18 protein-coding genes are annotated in these 24,131 nt (G+C 66.7%); 5 read left to right on the forward strand and 13 right to left on the reverse strand.

Features of this window, described 5'->3' with window-relative positions:
* Positions 1 to 15: 15 nt before the first annotated feature.
* Positions 16 to 474 carry a GNAT family N-acetyltransferase gene (locus PCA10_RS03775; RefSeq protein ID WP_016490698.1) on the reverse strand — a complete coding sequence of 153 codons (459 nt, stop codon included), beginning with the start codon at positions 472 to 474 and terminating at the stop codon, positions 16 to 18.
* Positions 475 to 662: 188 nt separating this feature from the next.
* Between PCA10_RS03775 and PCA10_RS03780 the strand changes: the two genes are divergently transcribed.
* Positions 663 to 2,786, forward strand: coding sequence for an acetyl-CoA hydrolase/transferase C-terminal domain-containing protein (locus PCA10_RS03780; protein WP_016490699.1), 2,124 nt, complete (start codon positions 663 to 665; stop codon positions 2,784 to 2,786).
* Between the two features lie 18 nt (positions 2,787 to 2,804).
* Here the strand turns inward: PCA10_RS03780 and PCA10_RS03785 are convergent, their stop codons facing one another.
* From PCA10_RS03785 to eat, 5 genes are all read right to left on the reverse strand, one after another.
* Positions 2,805 to 4,052, reverse strand: a complete 1,248-nt coding sequence (locus PCA10_RS03785) for an OprD family porin (protein WP_016490700.1) — start codon at positions 4,050 to 4,052, stop codon at positions 2,805 to 2,807.
* A 229-nt stretch (positions 4,053 to 4,281) separates the two neighbouring features.
* A complete protein-coding gene (locus tag PCA10_RS03790) occupies positions 4,282 to 5,538 on the reverse strand; it encodes an OprD family porin (protein ID WP_016490701.1) in 1,257 nt (418 codons plus the stop codon).
* 139 nt (positions 5,539 to 5,677) lie between these two features.
* The gene (eutC, locus tag PCA10_RS03795; RefSeq protein ID WP_016490702.1) at positions 5,678 to 6,505 is read right to left on the reverse strand and encodes an ethanolamine ammonia-lyase subunit EutC; all 828 of its coding nucleotides are present in this window, start codon (positions 6,503 to 6,505) and stop codon (positions 5,678 to 5,680) included.
* Positions 6,506 to 6,521: 16 nt separating this feature from the next.
* On the reverse strand, positions 6,522 to 7,916 hold the full coding sequence (locus PCA10_RS03800) for an ethanolamine ammonia-lyase subunit EutB (protein ID WP_016490703.1): 1,395 nt from the start codon (positions 7,914 to 7,916) through the stop codon (positions 6,522 to 6,524).
* Between the two features lie 54 nt (positions 7,917 to 7,970).
* Positions 7,971 to 9,338, reverse strand: coding sequence for an ethanolamine permease (gene eat / locus PCA10_RS03805; RefSeq protein ID WP_016490704.1), 1,368 nt, complete (start codon positions 9,336 to 9,338; stop codon positions 7,971 to 7,973).
* Positions 9,339 to 9,636: 298 nt separating this feature from the next.
* Between eat and qhpR the strand changes: the two genes are divergently transcribed.
* Complete coding sequence (gene qhpR, locus PCA10_RS03810; RefSeq protein ID WP_016490705.1) at positions 9,637 to 10,689, forward strand: AraC-like transcriptional regulator QhpR; 1,053 nt, start codon at positions 9,637 to 9,639, stop codon at positions 10,687 to 10,689.
* A gap of 274 nt (positions 10,690 to 10,963) precedes the next feature.
* Here the strand turns inward: qhpR and exaC are convergent, their stop codons facing one another.
* A complete protein-coding gene (gene exaC, locus PCA10_RS03815; protein ID WP_016490706.1) occupies positions 10,964 to 12,484 on the reverse strand; it encodes an acetaldehyde dehydrogenase ExaC in 1,521 nt (506 codons plus the stop codon).
* Between the two features lie 351 nt (positions 12,485 to 12,835).
* Here exaC and PCA10_RS03820 point away from each other — a divergent pair, with 351 nt between their 5' ends.
* Positions 12,836 to 14,737: a sigma-54-dependent Fis family transcriptional regulator gene (locus PCA10_RS03820; RefSeq protein WP_016490707.1), complete on the forward strand. Its 1,902-nt coding sequence runs from the start codon at positions 12,836 to 12,838 to the stop codon at positions 14,735 to 14,737.
* 205 nt (positions 14,738 to 14,942) lie between these two features.
* Here PCA10_RS03820 and phnX read toward each other — a convergent pair whose 3' ends face one another.
* The 3 genes from phnX to PCA10_RS03835 form a co-directional block, all read right to left on the reverse strand.
* The gene (gene phnX, locus PCA10_RS03825; protein WP_016490708.1) at positions 14,943 to 15,770 is read right to left on the reverse strand and encodes a phosphonoacetaldehyde hydrolase; all 828 of its coding nucleotides are present in this window, start codon (positions 15,768 to 15,770) and stop codon (positions 14,943 to 14,945) included.
* 36 nt (positions 15,771 to 15,806) lie between these two features.
* Positions 15,807 to 17,138: an MFS transporter gene (locus PCA10_RS03830; RefSeq protein WP_051148021.1), complete on the reverse strand. Its 1,332-nt coding sequence runs from the start codon at positions 17,136 to 17,138 to the stop codon at positions 15,807 to 15,809.
* 285 nt (positions 17,139 to 17,423) lie between these two features.
* Positions 17,424 to 18,593, reverse strand: coding sequence for a 2-aminoethylphosphonate--pyruvate transaminase (locus tag PCA10_RS03835; RefSeq protein ID WP_016490710.1), 1,170 nt, complete (start codon positions 18,591 to 18,593; stop codon positions 17,424 to 17,426).
* A gap of 130 nt (positions 18,594 to 18,723) precedes the next feature.
* On the opposite strand from PCA10_RS03835, the gene PCA10_RS03840 reads away from it, so the two are divergent.
* Positions 18,724 to 19,593: a LysR substrate-binding domain-containing protein gene (locus tag PCA10_RS03840; RefSeq protein WP_016490711.1), complete on the forward strand. Its 870-nt coding sequence runs from the start codon at positions 18,724 to 18,726 to the stop codon at positions 19,591 to 19,593.
* Here PCA10_RS03840 and PCA10_RS03845 read toward each other — a convergent pair.
* From PCA10_RS03845 to PCA10_RS03855, 3 genes are all read right to left on the reverse strand, one after another.
* Positions 19,590 to 20,324 carry a GntR family transcriptional regulator gene (locus PCA10_RS03845; protein WP_016490712.1) on the reverse strand — a complete coding sequence of 245 codons (735 nt, stop codon included), beginning with the start codon at positions 20,322 to 20,324 and terminating at the stop codon, positions 19,590 to 19,592. The genes PCA10_RS03840 and PCA10_RS03845 overlap by 4 nt on opposite strands.
* Positions 20,325 to 20,380: 56 nt before the next feature.
* A complete protein-coding gene (locus PCA10_RS03850; protein WP_016490713.1) occupies positions 20,381 to 21,076 on the reverse strand; it encodes a FadR/GntR family transcriptional regulator in 696 nt (231 codons plus the stop codon).
* A gap of 64 nt (positions 21,077 to 21,140) precedes the next feature.
* Positions 21,141 to 22,496 (reverse strand): C4-dicarboxylate transporter DctA, encoded by a 1,356-nt coding sequence (locus PCA10_RS03855; protein ID WP_231866611.1) that lies wholly within the window; start codon positions 22,494 to 22,496, stop codon positions 21,141 to 21,143.
* 281 nt (positions 22,497 to 22,777) lie between these two features.
* Here PCA10_RS03855 and mpl point away from each other — a divergent pair, with 281 nt between their 5' ends.
* On the forward strand, positions 22,778 to 24,130 hold the full coding sequence (gene mpl / locus PCA10_RS03860; protein WP_016490715.1) for a UDP-N-acetylmuramate:L-alanyl-gamma-D-glutamyl-meso-diaminopimelate ligase: 1,353 nt from the start codon (positions 22,778 to 22,780) through the stop codon (positions 24,128 to 24,130).
* The last annotated feature ends 1 nt before the right edge of the window (position 24,131 follow it).

A 24,131-nucleotide genomic window follows, 5' to 3' on the forward strand; every position in this document is an offset into this window, starting at 1 on the left:
GCTTGTGCGGTGCGATCAGTCGCTGTTGATCGGCAGGATGTAGTTCTTGAACTCGGTGTCTTCGTGGAATCCGATGGATTCGTACACCTTGTGCGCCACCTCGTTGCTCACGCTGCTGGACACGCGCATGCGCACGGCGTTGGTTTCCCGCGCCATCTTCTTCGCGGTTTGCAGCAGGCGATCGGCCACCAGTTGGCGGCGGGCGTCTTCGGCGACGTAGATGTCGTTGAGGATCCACACGCGCTTCAGGGACAGGGAGGAGAAGCTCGGATAGAGCTGGCAGAAGCCCAGCAGACGGGTGTCGTCGTCATCCGGGAAGGCCAGGTAGATCACCGATTCCTTACGGCTCAGGCGCTTCTCGAGGAATTTTTTCGAGGACTCCGGGAAGGGCAGTTCACCATAGAACTCACGGTACCTCACGAACAGCGGCGTAAGCAGGTCCAGGTGCTCCAGGGTGGCTTGGACGATGCGCATGTTGGGCCTCGGTATCTGTTGATTGACGTGAATGGCGATGCAGGGGATGTGCCAGCCAGCACTGTCGATGCTGCACTAGAAATTATGGAAAGCGCAATCCAAGCAAGCGTTTGAATGGTTGCGGCGAAATGAGCAATCCGACCGGCGCCAGGGTCCAAGGCAAATCGGCACATGCGAAGGAGAACGCCATGCTCCGCTGCTCACTGGACCAGGCCGTCGAACAGGTGCTCGAACGCATCGACGGCCCGCTGCGCCTTGGCCTGCCCCTGGGGCTCGGCAAGCCGAACCGCTTCGTCAATGCGCTCTACCAGCGGGTCAAGGCGCTGCCGGAACGGCAACTGACCATCTACACCGCGCTGTCCCTGGCCAAGCCGCAGCCCGGCAGCGAACTGGAGCAGCGCTTCAGCGGGCCCTTCCTGCGGCGGGTGTTCGCCGATTACCTGGAGCTCGACTACCTCAGCGACCTGCGCTGTGGCGAGCTGCCGGCCAACGTGACGGTGGAGGAGTTCTACCTCAACCCCGGCAGCCAGCTGGACAACCCCCAGGCCCAGCAGCACTACGTCAGCCTCAACTACAGCCAGGTGGCCGCCGACCTGCAGCGCAAGGGCATCAACCTGATCGCCCAGCTGGTGGCTGCTCGACCGCAGAGCCCGGGGCGTTTCAGCCTGAGCTGCAACCCGGACATCACCCTCGACCTGCTTCCCGGCCTGCGCCAGCGTCGGGCCCGGGGCGAGACCATCCTGCTGGTGGCCCAGCAACACGCCGAGCTGCCCTATATGCCGGGCCCGGCGGAGCTGGATGCCGACTGCTTCGACTTGGTGCTGGACCGGGTCGAACGCAGTCGCCTGTTCTCCACCCCGAACATGCCGGTGAGCCCCCAGGACCATGCCATCGGCCTGCACGCCAGCACCCTGGTGCGCGATGGCGGCACCCTGCAGATGGGCATAGGCGCCATGTCCGACGCCCTGACCGCCGCGCTGCTGGTCCGCCAGGCCGACAGTACCGGCTACCGTGCGTTGCTGGCCGCGATGGACGTGCCCGACCGCTGGGGCGGCCTGATCGCGCGCGAGGGCGGCCTGGGGCCGTTCCACCAGGGGCTCTACGCGAACAGCGAGATGTTCCTCTTCGGCCTGCTGGTGCTGCTGGAGGCGGGCATCCTGCGGCGCCCGGTGTATGCCGATATCGAGCTGCAGCGCCTGGCCGACGCCGGCATCCTCGATGGCGACGGCGCCGTCGTCGACCTGGATGCCCTGGCCGCGCGGCTGCCCGGTGGTCTGGATGCCCAGGGACTGGCCTGGCTGCAGCGCCACGGCCTGCTGGACGCGGATATCCGCTTCGAGGAAGGGCGCCTGCGGCTGCCGGACTGGCGCAGCAGCGCCTGTGATATCCACAACCCGGAGCTGCAACCCTATTGGGGCCGGGCCAGGGGCGCGGCCCTGGTGCACAGCGGCTTTTTCCTCGGACCCCTGAGCTTCTACCGGCGCCTGGGCGAGCTGAGCGAGGAACGCCGCGAGCGGATCGTCATGAGCCCCATCAGCCAGGTCAATCGGCTGCTTGGCGATGAACCGCTGAAACGGCTGCAACGGCGCGACGCGCGCTTCATCAACAGCTGCTTCAAGGTCACCCTGCTGGGCGCCAGCGCCGCCGACCAGCTGGAGGATGGCCGCGTGCTCAGTGGTGTCGGCGGGCAGTTCGATTTCATTGCCCAGGCCCATGAGCTGGAGGGCGCGCGGGCCATCCTGATGCTACGCAGTTGGCGCGAATCAGGCGGTGAGGTGAGCTCGAACATCGTCTGGGACTACGGCCACACCACGATTCCCCGGCACCTGCGGGATTTGGTGGTCACCGAGTACGGCATCGCCGACCTGCGCGGCAAGAACGACGCAGAGGTCATCACCGCGCTGTTGCGCATCGCCGACTCGCGTTTCCAGGATGGGCTGATCGCCGAGGCGCAGCTGGCGGGCAAGCTGCCCGAGGATTTCGAGCTGGAGCCGGCATGGCGGCAGAACACGCCCTGGCGCCTGGAGGCCCTGCGCGCCGAGTTTCCCCACTTGTTCCCCGAGTATCCGCTGGGATGCGACTTCACCCCGGTGGAGCAGGAGCTGTTGCGGGCCCTGCGCTGGCTCAGGAGCAAGTTGAAACTGGGGGAGATTCTCGATCTTGGCCGGGCCGCATTGTTCGACCTGCCGGAGCCGGCGCTCTACGCCGAGCACCTGGAGCGGATGGGACTGCTCGCGCCGGCGGGCCTGCGCGAGCAGCTGTACCAGAAGCTGCTGCTGGCCGGCCTCAAGGCAACCGCGCAAGGCGGTTGAAGCGAGGCCGGCACGGCGTCAGAGGATGCTCAGGGGGTATTCGATGAACGCGCGGATTTCATTGAGGTCCGGACCGACCCTGTTGTCGGCGCGGTAGATCGAGTTGCGCAGCTTGAACGAGAGGTCCTTGGCCGGACCTTCCTGCAGCACGTAGCTCACCTGGTTGAAAATCTCGCGCTCGCTGCCGGTGCTGCCCGGGCCGACGTCGATCTGGCTGCCGCGCACGTAGGCGAACTTGTAGTTCAGGCCCGGCGCGCCGTAGGTGGCGAAGTCCAGCTCGTAGCTCGCCTGCCAGGAGCGCTCGTCCTTCAGGTTGAAGTCGGCGTAGTAGGAGTTGGCCAGGTAGATGGCGTTGCCGCCGTCACCGAAGTCGAAGGCGTAGCCGGCATCACCGGTGTTGCGCTGGTGGGCGAGGAGGAAGGCGTGGGCGCCGAGGCTGTACTTGGCCGCCAGGCTCCAGATGGTGTTGCGGTCGTTCTGGCCGTCGCCGCCGAAGGCCAGGGCGGCGACCGAGCCGTTGTCGTACTTGGTGCGGTAGATGTTGAAGTCGAAGTTCAGCGCCTGCTGGTCGCTGAAGGGGATGTTGTAGTTGGTGTTGGCGTAGTAGCGCTTGTACATGTCCTCGATGTCGGAGTGGTACAGCGACACGTTCAGGTTGTCGCTGACCGCGTAGCTGCCGCCGAGCACGTCGATGCTTTTGAGGCGGTTGGGGTCGCGGGCCGGGTCGGCCATGGGGCTGTCGCCGGTGAAGCGGCCGACGTTCAGTTCCAGGCCTTCGATTTCGTTGCTGGTGAGCAGGGTGCCGGTGAAGGACTGCGGCAGCAGGCGGCTGTCGTCATAGGCGAGCACGGGCAGGGAGGGGAACTGGTTGCCGTACTTGATCACGGTGTTGGAAACCCGCAGCTTCACTGCCGCGCCGGCCTGGGACAGGTCGTCCACCGGGCGGCCGTCGCTCTCGGTGTCGAAGAAGTCGCTGTAGTTGCGGCCACGACCGCTGTCCAGTTTCACCCCGAGCAGGCCGAAGGCGTCGAAGCCGACGCCGACGGTGCCCTGGGTGAAGCCCGACTCGACGGTGCCGATGAAGGCCTGGCCCCAGCTCTTGGCATCGCTGACGTTGTCCTTGTAGTCACGGTTGAAGTAGGCGTTGCGCAGCAGCAGGTTGGCCTTGGCGTCTTCCACCAGGCCCTGGGACCTGGATTGTTCGCTGGCCATCAGCGGCAGGCTGATGGTGGCGAGGACGGCCAGGCTGAGTGCAGTGAGTTTCATCGATTGGGCTCCAACGGTTTGTAGAGTTGCCGCGAGGCGGCTTCTTGTTCTGCGCATGCCTGGAAAAACCAGGTACACGCACCGTTGCAGATGGTTCCCTAATCGAACCGCGGGCGTTGTCGGGGGATGTCCGATACCGCTGTGCGTCAGTACGACGGCATCTGGACGAATATTCCGATGGGGTGGCATGCCCCGTCCTGGAGCCCTTGGCTCCGGGGCGGGGCGTGCATCAGAGGACGTTCAGCGGGTACTCGATGAAGGCGCGGACTTCATTGAGGTCCGGACCCACATCGTTGTCGGCGCGGTAGATGGAGTTGCGCAGCTTGAAGGACAGATCCTTGGCCGCGCCCTCCTGCACCACGTACTTGAACTGGTTGAAGATCTCGCGCTCGGTGGCGTTGTCGTCGCCCACCACCGAGATATTGCTGCCGCGCACGTAGGCGAACTTGTAGGAGAGGCCCGGCACGCCGTAGGTGCCGAAGTCCAGCTCGTAGCTGGCCTGCCAGGAGCGCTCGTCCTTCAGGTTGAAGTCGGAGTAATAGGAGTTGGCCAGGTAGATGGAGCTGCCGCCGTCGCCGAAGTCGTAGGCGAAGCCGGCGTCGCCGGTGTTGCGCTGGTGGGCGAGGATCAGGGCGTGGGCGCCGAAGCTGTACTTGGCCGCCAGGCTCCAGATGGTGTTGCGGTCATCCTGGCCATCGCCGCCGAAGGCCAGGGCGGCGGGGGAGCTGTCGTCGTACTTGGTGCGGTAGATGTTGAAGTCGAAGTTCAGCGCCTGCAGGTCGCTGAAGGGGATGTTGTAGTTGAAGTTGCCGTAGTAGCGCTTGTACATGTCCTCGATGTCGGAGTGGTACAGCGCCACGCTGAGATCGTCGCTGACGGTGTAGTTGCCGCCGAGCACGTCGATGCTCTTGAGGCGGTTGGGGTCGCGGGCCGGGTCGCCCATGGGGCTGTCGCCGGTGAAGCGGCCGGCGTTCAGCTCCAGGCCCTCGATTTCCTTGCTGGTGAGCAGGGTGCCGGTGAAGGACTGCGGCAGCAGGCGGCTGTCGTCATAGGCCAGTACGGGCATGGACGGGAACTGGTTGCCGTACTTGATCACGGTGTTGGAGACGCGCAGCTTCACCGCAGCGCCGGCCTGGGACAGGTCGTCCACCGGGCGGCCCTCGCTGTCGGTGTCGAAGAAGGCGCTGTAGTTGCGGCCACGGCCACTGTCCAGTTTCACCCCGAGCAGGCCGAAGGCGTCGACGCCCAGGCCGATGGTGCCCTGGGTGAAGCCCGACTCGAAGGTACCGATGAAGGCCTGGCCCCAGGTCCTGGCGTCGGCGGCGCCGTCCTTGAAGTCTCGGTTGAAGTAGGCGTTGCGCAGCAGCAGGGTGGCGTCGGCGTCTTCGATGAAACCCTGGGATTCCGATTGCTCGCTGGCGAGTGCGGGCAGGCTGAGGATGGCCGAAACCGCCAGCGCCAGGGCGCTTCGGGGAGATGGTTGCATCGCGGTTGCTCCTGATGGTCAGCAGACGATGGCCGCTCGAAGGCGGCCTATTTTTTGTCTAGCCGAGGATCAGCTGCCGCGTATGGCGCGGCGACCGGCGGTGCAGAGCGGTCGCGGCCGTTTGGCCGCGTTCCCGGTCTCAGTGATGGTCGCCGGCCAGCAGGAAATTGCCGGCCAGGGTGCGATCCGGCTCGCCGGAGAGGCTCGGCAGTTCGGCTTCGTCCTTCAGGTTGACCCCCGAGAGCTGGCGGCGGCAGGCCTCGCGCATCAGGTACATCAGGCGGTGCGCGGCCATGCCGTAGCTGAGGCCTTCCAGGCGCACATTGGAGATGCAGTTGCGGTAGGCATCGGTGAGCCCCACCTTGGGCGCCCAGGTGAAATACAGGCCGAGGCTGTCCGGCGAGCTGAGGCCGGGGCGTTCGCCGATCAGGATCACCACCATTTTCGCGTTCAGCAGCTCGCCCACCTCGTCGGCCACCGCCACGCGGCCCTGCTGCACCAGCACCACCGGCGAGAGCGACCAGCCCTCGGCCAGGGCCTGATCCTCCATGCGTTCGAGAAACGGCAGGCTGTGGCGCTGCACGGCCAGGGCGGAGAGCCCGTCGGCCACGACCACGGCGAGGTCGTAGCCGTCCGGGTTGGCCTGGGCGTGCTGCAGCAGCTGCTCCCGCGAGGCGGCGGCCAGGCGTCGGCCGAGGTCGGGGCGTTGCAGGTAGGTATCGCGGTCGCCCGCGGCGCTGTGCAGCAGCAGGCTGGCGCGGCCACGTTCGGCCAGCGCGTGGCTGAGGGCGCCATGGTCGAAGGGCAGGTGCACCGCGTCCCGCGCTTGGGCATGGGCGTACTGGAAGTTGAGCTGGGCGTGGGTCGGCAGGCTGATGCCGGCGCGGCCCAGGGCGATGCGCGCCGGGGTCAGGCGACGCAGTTCCTCCCAGGGGTTGCTGGTGTGGCCGGAGGTGGGGCGCTTCATTCGTCTCTCCTCGGGGTCAGGCCAGGCGCGCGATGGCTTGGCGGAAGGCGGGCGGCAACTGGTCGCCGAGGATCACGCGGCCATCGTTCTGCACCAGGATACCCATGCGTTCCAGCCAGGCCTCGAACTCCGGCGCGGGCTTCAGGCCCAGGCTCTGGCGCGCGTAGAGCGCATCGTGGAAGGAGGTGGTCTGGTAGTTGAGCATCACGTCGTCGGAGCCGGGGATGCCCATGATGAAGTTGATCCCGGCCACCCCCAGCAGGGTGAGCAGGGTGTCCATGTCGTCCTGGTCGGCTTCGGCGTGGTTGGTGTAGCAGATGTCGCAGCCCATGGGCACACCCAGCAGCTTGGCGCAGAAGTGGTCCTCCAGGCCGGCGCGGATGATCTGCTTGCCGTTGTAGAGGTACTCCGGGCCGATGAAGCCCACCACCGTGTTCACCAGGAAGGGGTTGAAGTGGCGGGCCACGGCGTAGGCGCGGGCCTCGCAGGTCTGCTGGTCGACGCCGTGGTGGGCGTTGGCCGAGAGCGCGCTGCCCTGGCCGGTCTCGAAGTACATCAGGTTGTTGCCCAGGGTGCCGCGCTTCTGCGACAGGCCCGCCTCGTAGCCTTCGCGGAGGACCTCAAGGCTCACGCCGAAGCTGGCGTTGGCCGCCTGGGTGCCGGCGATGGACTGGAACACCAGGTCCAGGGGCACGCCGCGTTCGATGGCGGCGATGGAGGTGGTGACGTGGGTCAGCACGCAGGCCTGGGTGGGGATCTCGTAGCGCTGGATGATGGCGTCGAGCATTTCCAGCATGGCGCAGATGGACGCGATGCTGTCGGTGGCCGGGTTGATGCCGAGCATGGCGTCGCCGTTGCCGTAGAGCAGGCCGTCGAGAATGCTCGCGGCGATGCCGGCCGGCTCGTCCGTGGGATGGTTGGGCTGCAGCCGGGTGGAGAGCCGCCCGCGCAGGCCCATGGTGTTGCGAAAGCGCGTGACCACGCGGATCTTCTGCGCCACCAGGACCAGGTCCTGCACGCGCATGATCTTCGACACGGCGGCGGCCATCTCCGGCGTCAGGCCCTTGGCCAGGGCGCGCAGACTGGTTTCGTCGGCGTGCTCGCTGAGCAGCCAGTCGCGCAGGCCGCCCACCGTCAGGTGACTGACCGGGGCGAAGGCGGCGCGGTCGTGTCCGTCGATGATCAACCGGGTGACTTCGTCTTCCTCGTAGGGAATCAGGGCCTCGTCGAGGAAGTGCTTGAGCGGGATGTCGGCCAGGGCCATCTGCGCCGCGACCCGTTCGCCATCGCTGGCGGCGGCGACGCCGGCCAGGTAGTCGCCGGAGCGGGCCGGACTGGCCTTGGCCATGACTTCCTTGAGGCTGTCGAAACGCCAGGTCTCGCCGCCGACGTTATGGGAAAAACTGCTCACTCGTGGCACTCCTCGATGAAGCGCCCCGCCGCCACGCAGCGGGGCGTGGCAGGGTCAGGCGCGGTTCAGCAGGGCATCGGCCGGTGCGCTGGCGCGATGGTGGGCGGTGAACTGGAAGTAGACATACCCGGCAGCCATGAATGCAAGGAAAATGCCGCCGACCAGGGTGTTGAACCAGGCCATCGCCAGCAGGCAGACCACGGCCAGCACCAGGGCGATGGCCGGCACCACCGGGTAGCCGGGGGCGCGGAAGCTGCGCTCCAGGTGCGGCTCGCTCTGACGCAGCTTGAACAGGCTGAGCATGCTGATGATGTACATCACGATGGCGCCGAACACGCTCATGGTGATCATCGCGGCGGTCAGGCTCATGCCCTGCAGGTTGATCAGGCCGTCGCTGTAGATCGCGGCGATACCCACCACGCCGCCGGCGATGATGGCGCGATGCGGGGTGCGGAAGCGCGACAGCTTGGCCAGGCCGCTGGGCAGGTAGCCGGCGCGGGCCAGGGCGAAGAACTGCCGCGAGTAGCCGAGGATGATGCCGTGGAAGCTGGCCACCAGGCCGAACAGGCCGATCCACACCAGCATGTGCATCCAGGTGGAATCATTGCCCACCACGGCCTTCATGGCCTGGGGCAGCGGATCGTTGATGTTCGCAAGCTGGCGCCAGTCGCCCACGCCGCCGGCCATCACCATGGTGCCGATGGCGAGGAATACCAGGGTCAGGATGCCGGCGATGTAGGCGCGCGGGATGGTGCGTTTCGGGTCCTTGGCTTCCTCCGCCGCCATGGCCGCGCCCTCGATGGCGAGGAAGAACCAGATGGCGAAGGGAATGGCGGCGAAGATGCCGGAAATCGCCTCGCTGCTGAACTGGTCGGAACCGGCCCAGCCGTTGAGCACGAAGTTGGAGAAGCTGAAGCCCGGCGCCACCACGCCCATGAACACCAGCAGCTCGGCCACGGCGAGCACGGTGACCACCAGCTCGAAGGTGGCGGCGATGCTCACGCCGAGGATGTTCAGGGTCATGAAGATGACGTACGCGCCCACCGCCGCGTGCTTCGGATCGAGCCCGGGGTACTGCACGTTGAGGTAGGCGCCGATGGCCATGGCGATGGCCGGCGGGGCGAAGACGAATTCGATCAGGGTGGCGATCCCGGCGATCAGTCCGCCCTTCTCGCCGAAGGCGCGGCGGCTGTAGGCGAAGGGGCCGCCGGCATGGGGGATGGCGGTGGTCAGTTCGGTGAAACTGAAGATGAAGCAGGTGTACATGGTGGCCACCAGCAGGGCGGTGACCAGAAAGCCCAGGGTGCCGGCCGTGCCCCAGCCGTAGCTCCAGCCGAAGTACTCGCCGGAGATTACCAGGCCGACCGCGATGCCCCAGAGGTGCAGGGTGCCGAGCGTGGGTTTTAGTGTTGTTGTGCTCATCGGGGTTCCTCTGCCCGGGGCGGGCGTGGTGGGTGGATGACCAGCCCCGATCTTATCCAGCGACCCTCCCCGGGACTTGACCCTGGAAGACGCTGTGCGGCGCCTGCGGTCAATTTGTGTCGAGCTGTTACCCATCACCCCAGTTGGCGTGCTCCGACAGGGGGCGGGGACCTCGCCGGTGCCCACAAATGGCCCGCCCCGGGCCCTGGGACGGGGCCGCGAGGCCCCTGGTACGGAATACTTGCAAGGGCATGGGTTTTGCTTGATTGAGCGTTCAAAAAAGAATCGGTGGTCCCTGATGAGCCAGTCCCTGTTTTCCACAGCCGCCTTGCACGCACCCATGGCCGGAAACGTCGGTGTGCTATCGGCGGCGGCCAGCGGGCTCGACCGTTTCATCACCGGGCAGGGTGGCGACCTGGATCGCATCTTCGGTCGTGCCGGCATCGACCCCGAACGCCTGTTGCACCCGACCCTCAGCCTGGCCCTGACCAACTACTGCCAGGTGCTGGAGGAGGCGGCGCGGCAGTCCGGCTGCGACAATTTCGGGCTGCGCTACGGCCAGCAGTTCCAGCCCCGCGACCTCGGCCTGCTGGGCTATGTGGGGCTGTTCTCCAGCACCCTGGAGGAAGCCCTGAAGAACTTCGCCGCGGCCTTCCCCTATCACCAGCACAGCACCTTGATCCGCCTGGTGGATTGCGGCGAGTGCTACCGCTTCGACTACCAGGTGCGCCATGGCGCCATCCTCGATCGCCGCCAGGACGCCGAGCTGACCATGGGCATGGCGCTGAACCTGGTGCGCCATGTGCTGGGTCACGACTGGACGCCGCGTGCGGTGGCCTTCGAGCATGAACGGCCCGAGGGTTGGCGCGAGCATGGCGAGGCCTTCGGCGCGCCGGTGCAGTTCGGCCGTCCGTGCAACTTCATGCTGCTGCCCAAGGGCGATGTGCAAGGGCGCGCGATGCCCGAGGGTGATCCGAACCTGCTGTTCCTGTTCCAGGACGTGATCCGTCGCCTGGGCGAGCAGGGCGTGGGCCCGAGCCTGGTGGAAGAGGCCGGGACCCAGATCCGCCTGGCCCTGGCCGAGGGGGAACCTTGCCTGGAGCGCATCGCCGAACGCCTGGAGCTGACTCCGGCCGGCCTGCAGCGGCGCCTGCGCGAGGAGAACCTGTGCTTCAGCCAAGTGGTGGAACGCACGCGCCGCGAGCTGGCGCTGCACTACCTGCGGCAACGCCAGCGGCCCATCTCCGAGCTGGCGCCCCTGCTCGGCTATTCCGAGACCAGTGCCTTTTCCCGCGCCTTCCGCCGCTGGTTCGGCGTGAGCCCGAGGCAGTGGCGGGGGGATGAGCGCTAGGGCAGCCCTCCGGGCTGCTTGGCGAATGAATTCGCCCCTACAGAACCAGGCAGGGTGGGAGGTGCGCATGGCGCACCCTGCGGCAAAGCGTTAGTCCCCATCCGTAGGGTGGATGGCGCTTTTCCATCCACCAGCGGTGCGATGCCGGGCCCCGATGGTGGGCCGGTGAAGCGTGGTCCACCCGCAACGATGTCTTTTTCCGCACCCTGCGAAATGGGGCGTCCACAACGAAAAAACGCGGCCGAGGCCGCGTTTTTTCATGGGGTGCCGGGGATCAGAAGAAGCCCAGCGGGTTGATGTCGTAGCTCACCAGCAGGTTCTTGGTCTGCTGGTAGTGGTCGAGCATCATCTTGTGGGTTTCACGGCCGACGCCGGATTTCTTGTAGCCACCGAACGCGGCGTGGGCCGGGTACAGGTGGTAGCAGTTGGTCCACACGCGGCCGGCCTTGATGCCGCGACCCATGCGGTAGGCGCGGTTGATGTCGCGGGTCCAGAGGCCGGCGCCGAGGCCGAACTCGGTGTCGTTGGCGATCGCCAGGGCCTCGGCCTCGTCCTTGAAGGTGGTGACGCCCACCACCGGGCCGAAGATCTCTTCCTGGAACACGCGCATCTTGTTGTTGCCCTTGAGCAGGGTCGGCTGGATGTAGTAACCGGTGGCCAGGCTGCCCTCCAGCTTCTCCACGGCGCCGCCGGTGAGCACTTCCGCGCCTTCCTTCTGGGCGATGTCGAGGTAGGAGAGTATCTTCTCGAACTGCTGCTGGGAAGCCTGGGCGCCGACCATGGTGTCGGTGTCCAGCGGGTCGCCGCGCTTGATGGCGTTGACCTTCTTCATCACCTCGGCCATGAACGCCGGGTAGATGGATTCCTGCACCAGCGCGCGGGACGGGCAGGTGCATACCTCGCCCTGGTTGAAGAAGGCCAGCACCAGGCCTTCGGCGGCCTTCTCGATGAAGGCCGGCTCGGCGGACATGATGTCCTCGAAGTAGATGTTCGGGCTCTTGCCACCCAGCTCCACGGTGGAGGGGATGATGTTCTCGGCGGCGCACTTGAGGATGTGCGAGCCCACCGGGGTGGAGCCGGTGAAGGCGATCTTGGCGATGCGCTTGCTGGTGGCCAGGGCCTCGCCCGCTTCCTTGCCGAAGCCTTGCACCACGTTGAGCACGCCGGGCGGCAGCAGGTCGCCGATCAGTTCCATCAGCACGGTGATGCCCAGCGGGGTCTGCTCGGCCGGTTTCAGCACCACGCAGTTGCCGGCGGCCAGGGCCGGGGCGAGTTTCCAGGCGGCCATCAGCAGCGGGAAGTTCCACGGGATGATCTGCCCGACCACGCCCAGGGGTTCATGGATGTGGTAGGCGACGGTGTTCTCGTTGATTTCGGCGGCGCCGCCTTCCTGGGCGCGGATGCAGCCGGCGAAGTAGCGGAAGTGGTCGACGGCCAGCGGGATGTCGGCGTTGAGGGTTTCGCGTACCGGCTTGCCGTTGTCCCAGGTCTCGGTGACGGCCAGCACTTCCAGGTTCTGCTCGATGCGGTCGGCGATCCTCAGCAGGACGTTGGAGCGGTCCTGCACCGAGGTCTTGCCCCAGGCATCGGCGGCGGCATGGGCGGCATCCAGGGCCTTGTCGATGTCTTCGGCAGTGGAGCGGGGGAATTCGGCGATCGGCTGGCCATTCACCGGCGAGGTATTGGTGAAGTACTGGCCCTTGACCGGTGCGACGAAGTCGCCGCCGATGAAGTTGCCGTAGCGGGACTTGAAGGAAACGACAGCGCCGGGGGTACCGGGTTGGGCGTAACGCATGGTGTTTCTCCTGGCTCTTGTGATTGTTGGAGAGAACGCTGCCTGTTCGGCGGATCGTGAACAGGCTCTCGGTGGCGTTTGTCTATCCTGAGCAAGGCCTGGGCCAAGGTGCCAGGAGTGCCGTGCCAGAGCGGTTCTCCGTTGTAGATCGCAAAGCGCCCGAGGTGGGCTGTCGCAGGGGCGGTACAACCCAGAGTGACACTTTGTCACGCATCTGGCACAGCAGGTGACCAGTGGGTCAGCGGGCCATTGCATTGGCCTGCACGCTAGGGGATGCTGCGTCGATGCGGGTGTCGCGCCACGGCCCGGGCTGCCTCCCGGAAACCCGCACTGCACTGGAGAACAATAACAATGCAGAACCCCCTCAGCCGTCACACCGAACAGGTGCTGACCCTGGCACAGGGCAAGGTGCAGGCCAGCGGGCCTGCCGCCGACCCTTCGATCGCCCGCTCCTGGTTGCGCTGCCTGGAGGACTACCGCCTCGACCCGGCGCAGTCCATGGCGCCCGCGGTGCTGGAGCACGGGCGCATGCTCGAATGCCGCGAGCGCATGCAGCAGGTGCTGGACGTCGCCACCGGCGAAATGAACAACCTCTATCGACAGCTCTCCGGTGCCGGCCATGCGGTGCTGCTCACCGACGCCCGTGGCGTGATCCTCAACTGCGTGACCGCCCATGCCGAGCGTTCCAGCTTCGAGCGCGCCGGGCTCTGGCTCGGTGCCGACTGGAGCGAGGCCCGCGAGGGCACCAACGGCATCGGCACCTGCGTGGTGGAGCGCCAGGCGCTGACCATCCACCAGGACGAGCACTTCCGCAGCCGTCACACCGGCCTCACCTGTTCCGCCAGCCCGGTGTTCGACCCCCAGGGCGATCTGATGGCGGTGCTCGACGTGTCTTCCGCGCGGCACGACCTGTCACGCCAGAGCCAGTTCCACACCATGGCCCTGGTGAACCTCTCGGCGAAGATGATCGAGAGCTGTTACTTCCTGCGTCGCTTCGAGGGCCAATGGCTGCTGCGTTTCCACCTGCAGGCCGAGTACGTCGGCCTGTTCAGCGAGGGCCTGCTGGCCTTCGACGGGGAAGGGCGGATCAGCGCGGCGAACCAGAGCGCGATCAACCTGCTGGGCTGCCCCCGTGAGCGCCTGCTGCACCAACCGGTGGAAGCCTTCTTCGATTGCCGGCTGGACGACCTGCTCGCCCGCGCCAACCCGCAACCCTCCGCCAGCTGGCCGCTGCGCACGCGCAATGGTCGTGCCCTGTTCGCGGTCCTGCGAGGGGTGCACCGCAGTGTCCCGCAGGCGGTGGCGCTGGAGCAGCCGAAGCCGGCCCGACCAGGCATCTGCCTGGGCGACGCCGCCTTGCAGAACGATTTCCGCCGTGCCGTGCGGGTCTACGAGCGCGATGTGCCGCTGTTGATCAACGGCGAGACCGGCTCCGGCAAGGAGGCCTTTGCCCGTGCCCTGCACCAGGCCAGCTCGCGGGCCGAGCGGCCCTTCGTGGCGCTGAACTGCGCGGCGATTCCGGAGACCCTGATCGAAAGCGAATTGTTCGGCTATCGCGGCGGCAGCTTCACCGGCGCGCGCAAGGAAGGCATGCGCGGCAAGTTGCAGCAGGCCGATGGCGGCACCCTGTTCCTCGACGAAATCGGCGACATGCCCCTGGCGCTGCAGACGCGCCTGCTACGGGTGCTGGAGGAGCGCCAGGTGGTGCCCATCGGCGGCGAGGCGCAGGCGGTGGACGTACGCATCGTCAGCGCCACCCACCGCGAGCTGGGCGAGCGCGTGAACAACGGCAGCTTCCGTGAAGACCTCTATTACCGGCTCAATGGGCTGGTGATCGACCTGCCACCCCTGCGCGAGCGCAGCGACAAGGCAGAGCTGCTGCACCATCTGCTGGGCGAGGAAGCGCGAGGCCAGCAGGTACACCTCGTCGAAGAGGCGCGCCAAGCGCTGCTGGACTACCACTGGCCGGGCAACGTGCGCCAGCTGCGCAACGTCCTGCGAACCCTGGCGGCGCTCTGCGACGACGGCATCATCCACCTGGCCGACCTGCCTCGCGAGGTGCTGGCCGGCGTGCCCGCAACCCCCGCCGTCGAACCCCAGGCCAGTCCCCTGGACGATGCCGAACGCACGGCATTGCTCGGCGCCCTGGAAAGCCAGCGCTGGCACATGACCCGTACCGCCGAGCAGCTCGGCATCAGCCGCAACACCCTGTATCGGAAGCTGCGCAAGCACGCGATTGCGACGCGGGGGTAGGGCGGTTCGTGCCTTCCCTTGTGGGGGCGAATTCATTCGCCTCTGCAACGCCACTTAGGATGGGTCGGGCGGCGTTCCGCGAGCTTGCGATACCCATCAGCCTGGTCCGCATGGGTATCGCTTCGCTCAACCCATCCTACGAGCTACGCCAACGAAAAAGCCCGGCCCCTTTCGGGGGCCGGGCTTTTCGCTTCCAGCGCGCCGCTTAGCTGGCCTGGGGCATCTCGCCTCGGGCCAGGCGCTTGTTGATGTCCTCGATCACCGCCGGCAGCTCGGCGATGGTGTCGATCAGGTAGTGCGGGCGGGAGGGCTCGAACATCTGGCCGATGCGCGCGCGCTCGGCGTCGAGCTTGTCCTTCGGCAGGGCCTTGAACTGCTCGTACGTCAGGCCAAGGGCGTTGCCCGAGCAGGTCAGGGCAACGGTCCACATGCCGGCGCTGCGGCCTTCGAGGATGCCCGGCCAGGTGTCGTCCACCTTCACGCAGGCGGCCACGTCGCTGATGCCCAGGGCGATGACGTTGGCGAGGGATTGCGCCGGGTGCGGGCGGCCGTTGGGTACTTCGTCGGTGGCGACAACGTGGTCCGGCAGGTAGCCGTTCTCCCGGGCCATTTCCACCACCTTGGCCATCACTACCGCCGGGTAGCCGGAGCAGGTGCCGATCTTCAGGCCGTCTTCCCGCAGGGTGGCGATGGCCTCCAGCGCGCCGGGGATCAGCGCCGAGTGCAGGCCGATCTTCTCGATCTGCAGCGGCATGAAGCGTTCGTAGATGGCGGTGACGTCGTCGTCGCTCGGCAGGCGGCCGAAGGCGGCGCGGTAGCGTTCGGCGATGGCCGGGATGTCGCAGAGGGTGCGGATGTGGTCCCACTTGCCCATGCCCATGGGGCCACGGGCTTCTTCCAGGGACACGGCGACACCGAACTCGGCGAAGGCCTCGACGAAGATCTGGGTCGGCGCGAAGGAGCCGAAGTCGACGACGGTACCGGCCCAGTCGAGGATCACGGCTTGCAGTTGCTTGGGTTGCTTGTATTGCATGGTGAGGGCTCCAGCGGGTTGCAGTTGAAAGGGGATTCAGGTCTTGGCGACGGCCATGGCCGGCTGCGTAGTGGCCGGCAGGTCTTCCGGCGTTTTCAGGGTTTGCGGGCGGCTGTTCCAGAAGGGCACCAGCATCAAGCTGGCCAGCAATGCCGCGGCGGTGAAGACGATGAATACGGTGACGGTGTCGAAGTAGCCCGGCAGCAGGCCACCGAGGATGGCGCCCACCGAGCCGCAGCCGTTGACGAAGCCCGCTGCGGTGCCGGCGCCATCCTGGGTGCCGAAGTCGATGGCGGCCGAGCCGCTGATCATCGAGTCGGGGCCGTAGAGGGTCATGCCCATCATGAACAGCAGGCCGACCACCAGGTACAGGCTGCCGCTCTGCATGGCCGGGACGAACAGCGCCAGGCACAGGGTCAGGGCCACCAGGCTGAGGACGCAGGCGGGCATGCGGCGGGCGCCGAACAGCTTGTCGGAGGCGTAGCCGATGAGGATCGGGCCCACCAGGCCGGCCAGTTCGAAAGCGGTGGGGACGATGGCCGAGGCGACCTTGCCGATGGAAGGCATGCGTTCGTAGATGATCACCGGGCCCCACAGCAGGATGGCGTAGCGCGCCGGCTTGAGCAGGAAGTAGGACAGGCCGAGGACCAGCACGGTGCGATTCTTCAGCACCTTGCGCAGGGCCTTCCAGTGTCCTTCGCGCGGCCCGCTGGCCTTCACGGGCAGGGCTTCCACCGGGGCGTGGCCGACATCTTCCGGGCGGTTGCGCTGGAGGAAGAAGAACAGCACGGCGACGGCACCGACCACCATGGCGCTGGAGATGAATGCCATGCGCCAGTCCTGGAACACCGAGTAGGCCCACCAGCCGGCGAAGGGCGTGGCCACCAGGCCGCCGAAGGCGTAGCAGGTGCTCCAGTAGCCCAGCACGCGACCGCGTTCGCGGGTGGCGAAGAAGCTGCCGATGTTCTTGCACAGGCCCGACCAGCCAGTGGACTGGGCCAGGCCCTGGATCACCATGCAGGTGGCGAAGATCGGCAAGGTGGCGAAGGTGCCCATGACGAGGGCCACCAGCGCCGAGATCACCAGGCCGCCGAGCACCACCACGCGGGGGCCGAAGCGGTCGGCAAAGATGCCCCAGGTGAACTGGCCCACGGCGTAGGCGGCCAGGTACAAGGCGTCGAGGTTGGCCATGGCGGCCTTGTCGAGTTCGAAGGTCGGGTCTTCACCGATGCCGAGTTTGGCGACGGAGAAGGCCTTGCGGGTGAAGTAGAAGGCGGCGTAGGCCAGCCAGGTGATGAGGAATATCTGGACACGCCAGCGCTGGAGGGACTTCCAGCCGCTGTGCAAGGCATCTGCTGTGTTGTTCATGGATTCTGACCCCGTGTGGGTATGCCGGACAGTGCAAATAGGGAGGTTGTTGTTGTTTTCAGTACTGCTGGGCTGTCTAAACGCACGGCCTTGGTCAGATGGCAGCGGTCGATGCGTCAGGCGGGTGGATAGATGTCGGCGCTGGTCATGGCTCCTGCCCGGCGTTGCCGAGCGGCTGGTTTACTACAGGGATGTTGCAGAAAAAGGTCACCGCACCACGGCCCCGCTACCCGCAGCGGAAGCCATTTCAGGACGGTGGGCGACCTGTAAAGGTTCGCCGCCGGCTCAGGCGGTCGTTTGCTCCATGTCCACGCCCATGGCCTCCAGGCTGTCGCCGATGGCGCGCAGCAACTGGCGGACGATGTGTTCGTCGATCTGGCCGATGCAGCCGATGCGGAAGCTTTCGGCCTGGGTCAGCTTGCCGGGGTAGATGACGAAGCTGCGGCTCTTCAGTTCCTCGTAGAAGCGCTTGAACTCGAAGTTCGGGTGCTCGGGGCTGAAGAAGGTGGTGATGATCGGCGACAGCCAGCGGTCTTCCAGCAGGGTCTTGAAGCCCATCTCGCGCATGCCGGCCACCAGCACGTCGCGGTTGCGGGTGTAGCGCGCCAGGCGGCCGGCCACGCCGCCTTCGCTGGCGTGTTGCTCCAGCGCCGTGCGGAAGGCCACCACGCTGTGGGTCGGCGGGGTGAAGCGCCACTGGCCGGTGCGCTCCATGTAGAGCCACTGCTCGTAGATATCCAGGGCCAGGGAATGGGCGCGGCCCTTGGCGGCTTCCAGCACCGTGCGACGGATGATCACGAAGCCGAAGCCGGGGATGCCTTCGATGCATTTGTTGGCCGAGGACACCAGCACATCGAATGGGATTTCGTTGATGGTCAGCGGTACGGCGCCGAAGGAACTCATGGCGTCGACGATCAGGCTCTTGCCGTGGGCCTTCACCACGTCGGCGATCTCGCGCAGCGGGTTGAGGATGCCGGAGCTGGTCTCGCAGTGGACCAGGAAGACGTTGGTGACGTCCGGGTTGGCTTTCAGCAGGGCGTCCACTTCATCGGGTTGCGGCGGCAGATAGTCGCCCTTGTCCAGTGTGAGGTAGGCGCGGCCGAGGTAGTCCAGGGTCTTGGCGGCGCGCTGGCCGTAGGCGCCGTTCATCAGGATCAGGCACTTGCCGTCGCGGGGGATGGCGGTGGCCAGGGCGGCCTCCACCGAGAAGCTGCCGCTGCCCTGCAGGGGCACGCAGGCGAAGCTGTCGTCCTGCACGCCGGCCATGGAGAGCAGCTCCTGGCGCACTTCGGCGGTGACCAGGTTGAAGGCGCCGTCCCACGAGCCCCAGTCGCGCAGCATGGCTTCCTTGGTGGCCTTGGAGGTGGTCAGCGGGCCGGGGGTCAGCAGGTAGGGCTCGCCCAGGGCGGGGGCGGCGAGCGGCTGGGTGGCGGTGGGGAATTCGGCTTTGGTCATGGTCGTCTCCAGCATCGTTCTGGTGAGGGCGCGTTGCGGTGGAGAGATAAAACCAATTTGCTAGAAATAAAAAAAATCGATTTATAGTATTTCAAAAATAACCTGAGCTTATTTGTAGGGAGGCAGGCGAATGGCGGTATCCCAGGCCCAGTTGAAGGCCTTCCACGCCGTGGCGGTGCACGGCAATTTCACCCGCGCGGCCGAAGCGCTGTTCCTCAGCCAGCCGGCGGTTTCCGACCAGGTGCGCAAGCTGGAGGAGCGCTTCGGCATCCTGCTGTTCCACCGCAACAAGCGCTCGGTGCAGCTGACTGACCTGGGCGAGCGCCTGCTGGCGATCACCCAGCGCCTGTTCACCGCCGAGGCGGAGGTGCAGGAGCTGCTCTCCAGCGAGCGGGCGCTGGAAACCGGCAGCCTGACCCTGGCGGTGGATTCGCCGGTGCACCTGCTGGGCCATATCGCGCGCTTCTGCGAGCGCTATCCGGGCATCACTGTGCGGCTGGTCACCGGCAACAGCGACGAGTGCCTGCGCCGGTTGCGGGAATACAAGGCGGACTTCGCCCTGCTGGGGCGGGCGGTGGAGGATGAGGGGCTGATCACCCAGGTGCTCAGCAGTTCCCCGCTGGTGGCCTTCGTCGCCCATTCCCACCCCTGGGCCGCGCGCGATTCGATCGTCCTCGCCGACCTGGAGGATATGCCCATGGTGCTGCGTGAGCGTGGCTCGATGACCCGGCAGATTCTTGAAGAAGAGATGGCCCGCGCCGGCATCGCCATCCGCCCGGCCATCGAGGTGGAAGGCCGCGAGGCGACCTTCGAGATGGTCGCCGCGGGCCTCGGCGTCGGCCTGGTGTCGGCGGCGGAAGTCGGCGCCAGCGCCAACGTCCAAGTGCTGCCGATCCGCGACTGCCGGCAGCGCATGACCGAGACCCTGGTGTGCCTGCGCGAGCAGGGTTCGCGCAGGATCATCGAGACCTTCTTCGAGATCGTGCGCGGGCCTCGTTAGCGGCGGGGTTGCTCCAGCCGGCCCTGGAAGGCTGCGCGCAGGTCCTCGGTGGGCGGGGGCGTGAAGCGCAGCCTGGCGAACAGCCCGTGCAGGTGGCGGCTCAGCAGTTCGCCGGCCAGCTCCGGATCGCCCGCTTCCAGGGCGTCCAGCAGCGCCTGGTGTTCATCGCAGGAGGCCTCGGTGTAGGCACGGCCCCGGCTCAGGGCGATGCTCAGCGCGGCGCGCGGCAGCAGCTTGGCCAGGAAGCTTTGCAGCCAGGGGTTGCCGGCGTGCTCGGCGAGGCGCAGGTGGAAGCGGTTGGCCTGGCCGAGCAGGCCGGCGTGGTCGCCCACCGCCAGGCAGTGGCGTTGTCGCTCGACCATCGCCCGCAGCTCCGCCAGGTGCTGTGCATCCAGGCGGTCGCCGATCAGGCGGATCACCTGGGCTTCGATCATCAGCCGCGCTTCCAGCAGTTCCCGGGCGTTGCGTTCGCAGGGGCGGGCGATGGCCGCGACCTGGTTCGGCGCCAGTTCCACCGCGCCCTCGTCCGCCAGCCGGGTGAGGGCCCGTTGCACGGTGCCGGTGCTGACGCGGAAGATGCGCCCGAGGGTTTCCTTGCTCAGCCGCGTGGCGGGCGCCAGGCGGCGTTCGAGGATCGCGCTGTAGAGCGCTTCGTAGACCAGGTGTCCGGGCGCGCGCGATTGCCCTTGGGCTTCGCCGCTGGCCGGGTTGGGGGGGCTCCCGACTTGCATCGCGTGATGTCTCCAGGGGGGCGGTGCCCCCATGCAGTGGTCTCGTTGTCGCCCTTTCAGGCCTCGGGCAGGCGCAGGTCCAGGTTCAGCCGCACGCCTTCGTTGAGGATGTGCTGGCGCATGGCCCGGCTGGCCAGTTCGCTGTCGTGGCGGCGGATGGCGCGCAGGATGGTTTCGTGTTCTTCGAGGATCTGCTCGGCGTGTTCCGGGTCGCGCAGTGCCGGGCCTTCGCTTTGCTCCAGGGCGCCAGCGATCTGCTGGGAAACGCTGAGGAAGATCGGGTTGGAGGTGATGGCCACCAGCTTGCGATGGAAGGCCGAATAGGCACTGGCCACCGCCGTGGGGTTGCGATCCTCCACCGCCTCGCGCATGTCCAGTACCAGCAGGCGCAGCTGGCTCAGGGCGTTGTCGTCCACCGTCTGCGCCACCAGGCCGACGATGAAGGGCTCCAGGGCGTAGCGCAGTTGCAGCACATCTTCGGCCGTGGCGCTGGCGGCGACGGGAATCCGCACCTCGTCCAGCGACTGGCCGCGGCGCTCCAGCACCATCACGCCCTTGCCGGGCAGGGAGCGGACCACGCCGAGGGTTTCCAGCACGGTGATGGCCTCGCGCAGGCTCGGCCGGCTGATTTCCAGCTGCTCGGCCAGTTCGCGTTGCCCCGGCAGCATCTGGCCGGCCGCCCACAAGCCCTGCTCGATGGGTTCGAGCAGCTTCTGCACGATGGAATTGACCCGCTTGGATGACGAGAACATTGAGCCTCCCTAGTGATTGAGGTCCTGTGACGGGTCGGCGCCCCGGACGGGGCACCGGCCGCCCTCAGGCATCCGTCTTGCCTGGCCGCGCCAGTTGCGTGCGCAGTTGCAGGGAGCCGTCCTGCTTGTCGTCGGCGTTGTCGCCCGCGAGTATCGCCTGGGCGCGCTGGATGTCGATGTCGCTCTCCCAGCGGGCGATGGTGACGGTGGCGACGCAGTTGCCGATGAGGTTGGTCAGGGCCCGGCCGATGCCCATGAACCAGTCGACCGAAAGTACCAGCACCAGGCCGGCGGCGGGAATGGCCGGCACCGCGGTGAGGGTCGCGGCGAGTATCACCAGGGCCGAGCCCGGGATACCGTGGGCGCCCTTGGAGGTCACCAGGGACACCAGCAGGATGGTCAGCAGGTCGCCGGCCGACAGCGGCGTGCCGGTGGCGTGGGCGATGAACACCACGGCCAGGGTCAGGTAGATGGAGAAGCCATCGAGGTTGAAGGAATAGCCGGTGGGAATCACCAGGCCCACGGTGGAGCTGCGGATGCCCAGGCGCTCCAGCTTGCGCATCACTTGCGGCAGCACGGCGTCGGAGGAGGCGGTGCCGAGGACGATCAGCAGTTCTTCGCGGAAGTAGCGGATGAACGGGATCAGCGGCACGCCGCACAGGCGCAGCACGCCGCCCAGCACCACCAGCACGAAGAGCGCGCAGGTCAGGTAGAAGACCGCCACCAGGGCGCCGAGGTGGCTCAGGGATTCGAGGCCGTAGCGGCTGGTGGTGAAGGCCACCGCGCCGAACACGCCGAGGGGCGCCAGGCGCACGATCATGCCCATGATGCGGAAGATCACGTGGCTGACTTCGCCGATCAGCCGGGACACGCCGCTGGCCTGCTCGCCCACCAGGTTCAGGGCGCTGCCGAAGAGCACCGCGAACAGCAGTACCTGGAGGATGTTGTTCTCGGCGAAGGCGCCGAACACCGAGGAGGGGATCAGGCCGAGGATGAAGTCCACCGGGCCGTGCAGTTGCTTGGTGGCCGAACCATAGACCGCCGCGTCGGCGCCATGCAGGCTGGACAGGTCGATGTTGGCGCCGGCGCCCAGGCCCAGGCCGTAGGCGACCGCCAGGCCAAGGACCAGGGCGATGGTGGTCAGCACTTCGAAATAGATCACCGATTTCAGGCCGATGCGGCCGACCTTCTTCAGGTCGCCGGCGCCGGAAATGCCGTTGACCACCACGCAGAACACGATCAGCGCGATGAGCATCTTGATCAGCTTGATGAAGCCGTCGCCCAGGGGTTTGAGATGGACGGAGAATTCCGGTAGCGCGACGCCGCAGAGCACGCCGATTACCAGGCCAACCACGACTTGCAGGAATATCGAGCGGGAGCAGAGCTTGAGTAGCATTGCGGGGGTCTCCGTTCGGCGCATCCGCGGGGCCCGAAGAGGGAAGGGCGCGTGGGGCGAATGCAATATTTGTTGTTGTGGTATTACCGGTCAGACCAGTTCAGCCTATTGCCAATGTCGGGAGCTTGGCAAGCGCTGTTTGTCAGGCTGTCGCGCAGGGGCACGTCCGATGCGACGACTTCGATCTTTTTCCTTGGGCCGAGGTCCAACGGCGAGCCTTTGCGGCCGTGAGGTCCGCCAAGCCCCTGTGCTAACCTGCGACAAGTTTTTTTCGGGCTCCGCAAGCCCGTTTCCAGAGGTCATCCATGCATATCCACATCCTCGGCATCTGCGGCACCTTCATGGGTTCGCTGGCGGTGCTGGCCAAGGAACTTGGCCACCGTGTCACTGGCTCCGACGCCAACGTCTACCCGCCCATGAGCACCCAGCTGGAGGCCCAGGGGATCGAGCTGATGCAGGGCTATGACCCGGCGCACCTGGACCCCGAACCGGACCTGGTGGTGGTCGGTAACGCCCTGTCCCGTGGCAACCCGGCGGTGGAGCATGTGCTGAACAAGGGCCTGCCCTATGTCTCCGGGCCGCAGTGGCTGGCCGACCATGTGCTGCAGGGCCGCTGGGTGCTGGCGGCCGCCGGCACCCATGGCAAGACCACCACCAGCAGCATGCTGGCCTGGGTACTGGAACATGCCGGCATGAGCCCCGGCTTCCTGATCGGCGGCGTACCGCAGAACTTCGGCGTGTCGGCGCGCCTGGGCGGCACGCCGTTCTTCGTGGTGGAGGCCGACGAGTACGACAGCGCCTTCTTCGACAAGCGCTCCAAGTTCGTCCACTACCGACCGCGCACGGCGATCCTCAACAACCTGGAATTCGACCACGCGGATATCTTCCCCGACCTCGCGTCCATCGAGCGACAGTTCCACCACCTGGTGCGGACCATCCCCGGCGAGGGCCTGATCATCCACCCGACCTCCGAAACCGCGCTCAAGCGCGTTGTGGAGATGGGCTGCTGGACACCGGTGCAGACCACCGGCGAAGGCGGCCAGTGGCAGGCGCGCCTGCTGTCCGAGGACGGTTCGCGCTTCGAGGTGCTGTTCGAAGGCGCGGTGACCGGCACCGTGGACTGGGAACTGACCGGCCGGCACAACGTCGCCAACGCCCTGGCCACCCTGGCTGCCGCCCGCCATGTGGGTGTGGTGCCGGAGCTGGGCGTGGCCGCGCTGTCCGCGTTCAAGAGCGTGAAGCGACGCATGGAGAAGGTGGCCGAGGTCAAGGGCGTGACTCTCTATGACGACTTCGCCCACCACCCCACCGCCATTGCCACCACCCTCGATGGCCTGCGCAAGCGCGTGGGCGATGCGCCAGTGATCGCGGTGATCGAACCGCGCTCCAACTCCATGAAGCTGGGTGCCCACCGCGACGGCCTGCCGGACTCGGTGAAACTGGCTGACCAGGTGTTCTGGTACGCGCCGCCGAACCTTGGCTGGGACCTGGCCGCCACCGTGGCCGGCTCGACCGTGGCGACCCGCGTGTGCGATTCGCTCGAGGCGATCATCGATGGCGTCAAGGCCATCGCCACCCCCGGTACCCAGGTGGTGATCATGAGCAACGGCGGTTTCGGCGGCCTGCACGGCAAGCTGGCCAAGGCCCTGGCGGAGTAAG

The sequence above is a fragment of the Pseudomonas resinovorans NBRC 106553 genome (assembly GCF_000412695.1).
Taxonomy (GTDB): domain Bacteria; phylum Pseudomonadota; class Gammaproteobacteria; order Pseudomonadales; family Pseudomonadaceae; genus Metapseudomonas; species Metapseudomonas resinovorans_A.

Bases quoted from the DNA above. Each gene is read 5' to 3' on its own strand.
- PCA10_RS03775 (WP_016490698.1), bottom strand. From the start codon at position 474: ATGCGCATCGTCCAAGCCACCCTGGAGCACCTGGACCTGCTTACGCCG.
- PCA10_RS03780 (WP_016490699.1), top strand. From the start codon at position 663: ATGCTCCGCTGCTCACTGGACCAGGCCGTCGAACAGGTGCTCGAACGC.
- PCA10_RS03785 (WP_016490700.1), bottom strand. From the start codon at position 4,052: ATGAAACTCACTGCACTCAGCCTGGCCGTCCTCGCCACCATCAGCCTG.
- PCA10_RS03790 (WP_016490701.1), bottom strand. From the start codon at position 5,538: ATGCAACCATCTCCCCGAAGCGCCCTGGCGCTGGCGGTTTCGGCCATC.
- eutC (WP_016490702.1), bottom strand. From the start codon at position 6,505: ATGAAGCGCCCCACCTCCGGCCACACCAGCAACCCCTGGGAGGAACTG.
- eat (WP_016490704.1), bottom strand. From the start codon at position 9,338: ATGAGCACAACAACACTAAAACCCACGCTCGGCACCCTGCACCTCTGG.
- qhpR (WP_016490705.1), top strand. From the start codon at position 9,637: ATGAGCCAGTCCCTGTTTTCCACAGCCGCCTTGCACGCACCCATGGCC.
- exaC (WP_016490706.1), bottom strand. From the start codon at position 12,484: ATGCGTTACGCCCAACCCGGTACCCCCGGCGCTGTCGTTTCCTTCAAG.
- PCA10_RS03820 (WP_016490707.1), top strand. From the start codon at position 12,836: ATGCAGAACCCCCTCAGCCGTCACACCGAACAGGTGCTGACCCTGGCA.
- phnX (WP_016490708.1), bottom strand. From the start codon at position 15,770: ATGCAATACAAGCAACCCAAGCAACTGCAAGCCGTGATCCTCGACTGG.
- PCA10_RS03830 (WP_051148021.1), bottom strand. From the start codon at position 17,138: ATGAACAACACAGCAGATGCCTTGCACAGCGGCTGGAAGTCCCTCCAG.
- PCA10_RS03835 (WP_016490710.1), bottom strand. From the start codon at position 18,593: ATGACCAAAGCCGAATTCCCCACCGCCACCCAGCCGCTCGCCGCCCCC.
- PCA10_RS03840 (WP_016490711.1), top strand. From the start codon at position 18,724: ATGGCGGTATCCCAGGCCCAGTTGAAGGCCTTCCACGCCGTGGCGGTG.
- PCA10_RS03845 (WP_016490712.1), bottom strand. From the start codon at position 20,324: ATGCAAGTCGGGAGCCCCCCCAACCCGGCCAGCGGCGAAGCCCAAGGG.
- PCA10_RS03850 (WP_016490713.1), bottom strand. From the start codon at position 21,076: ATGTTCTCGTCATCCAAGCGGGTCAATTCCATCGTGCAGAAGCTGCTC.
- PCA10_RS03855 (WP_231866611.1), bottom strand. From the start codon at position 22,496: ATGCGCCGAACGGAGACCCCCGCAATGCTACTCAAGCTCTGCTCCCGC.
- mpl (WP_016490715.1), top strand. From the start codon at position 22,778: ATGCATATCCACATCCTCGGCATCTGCGGCACCTTCATGGGTTCGCTG.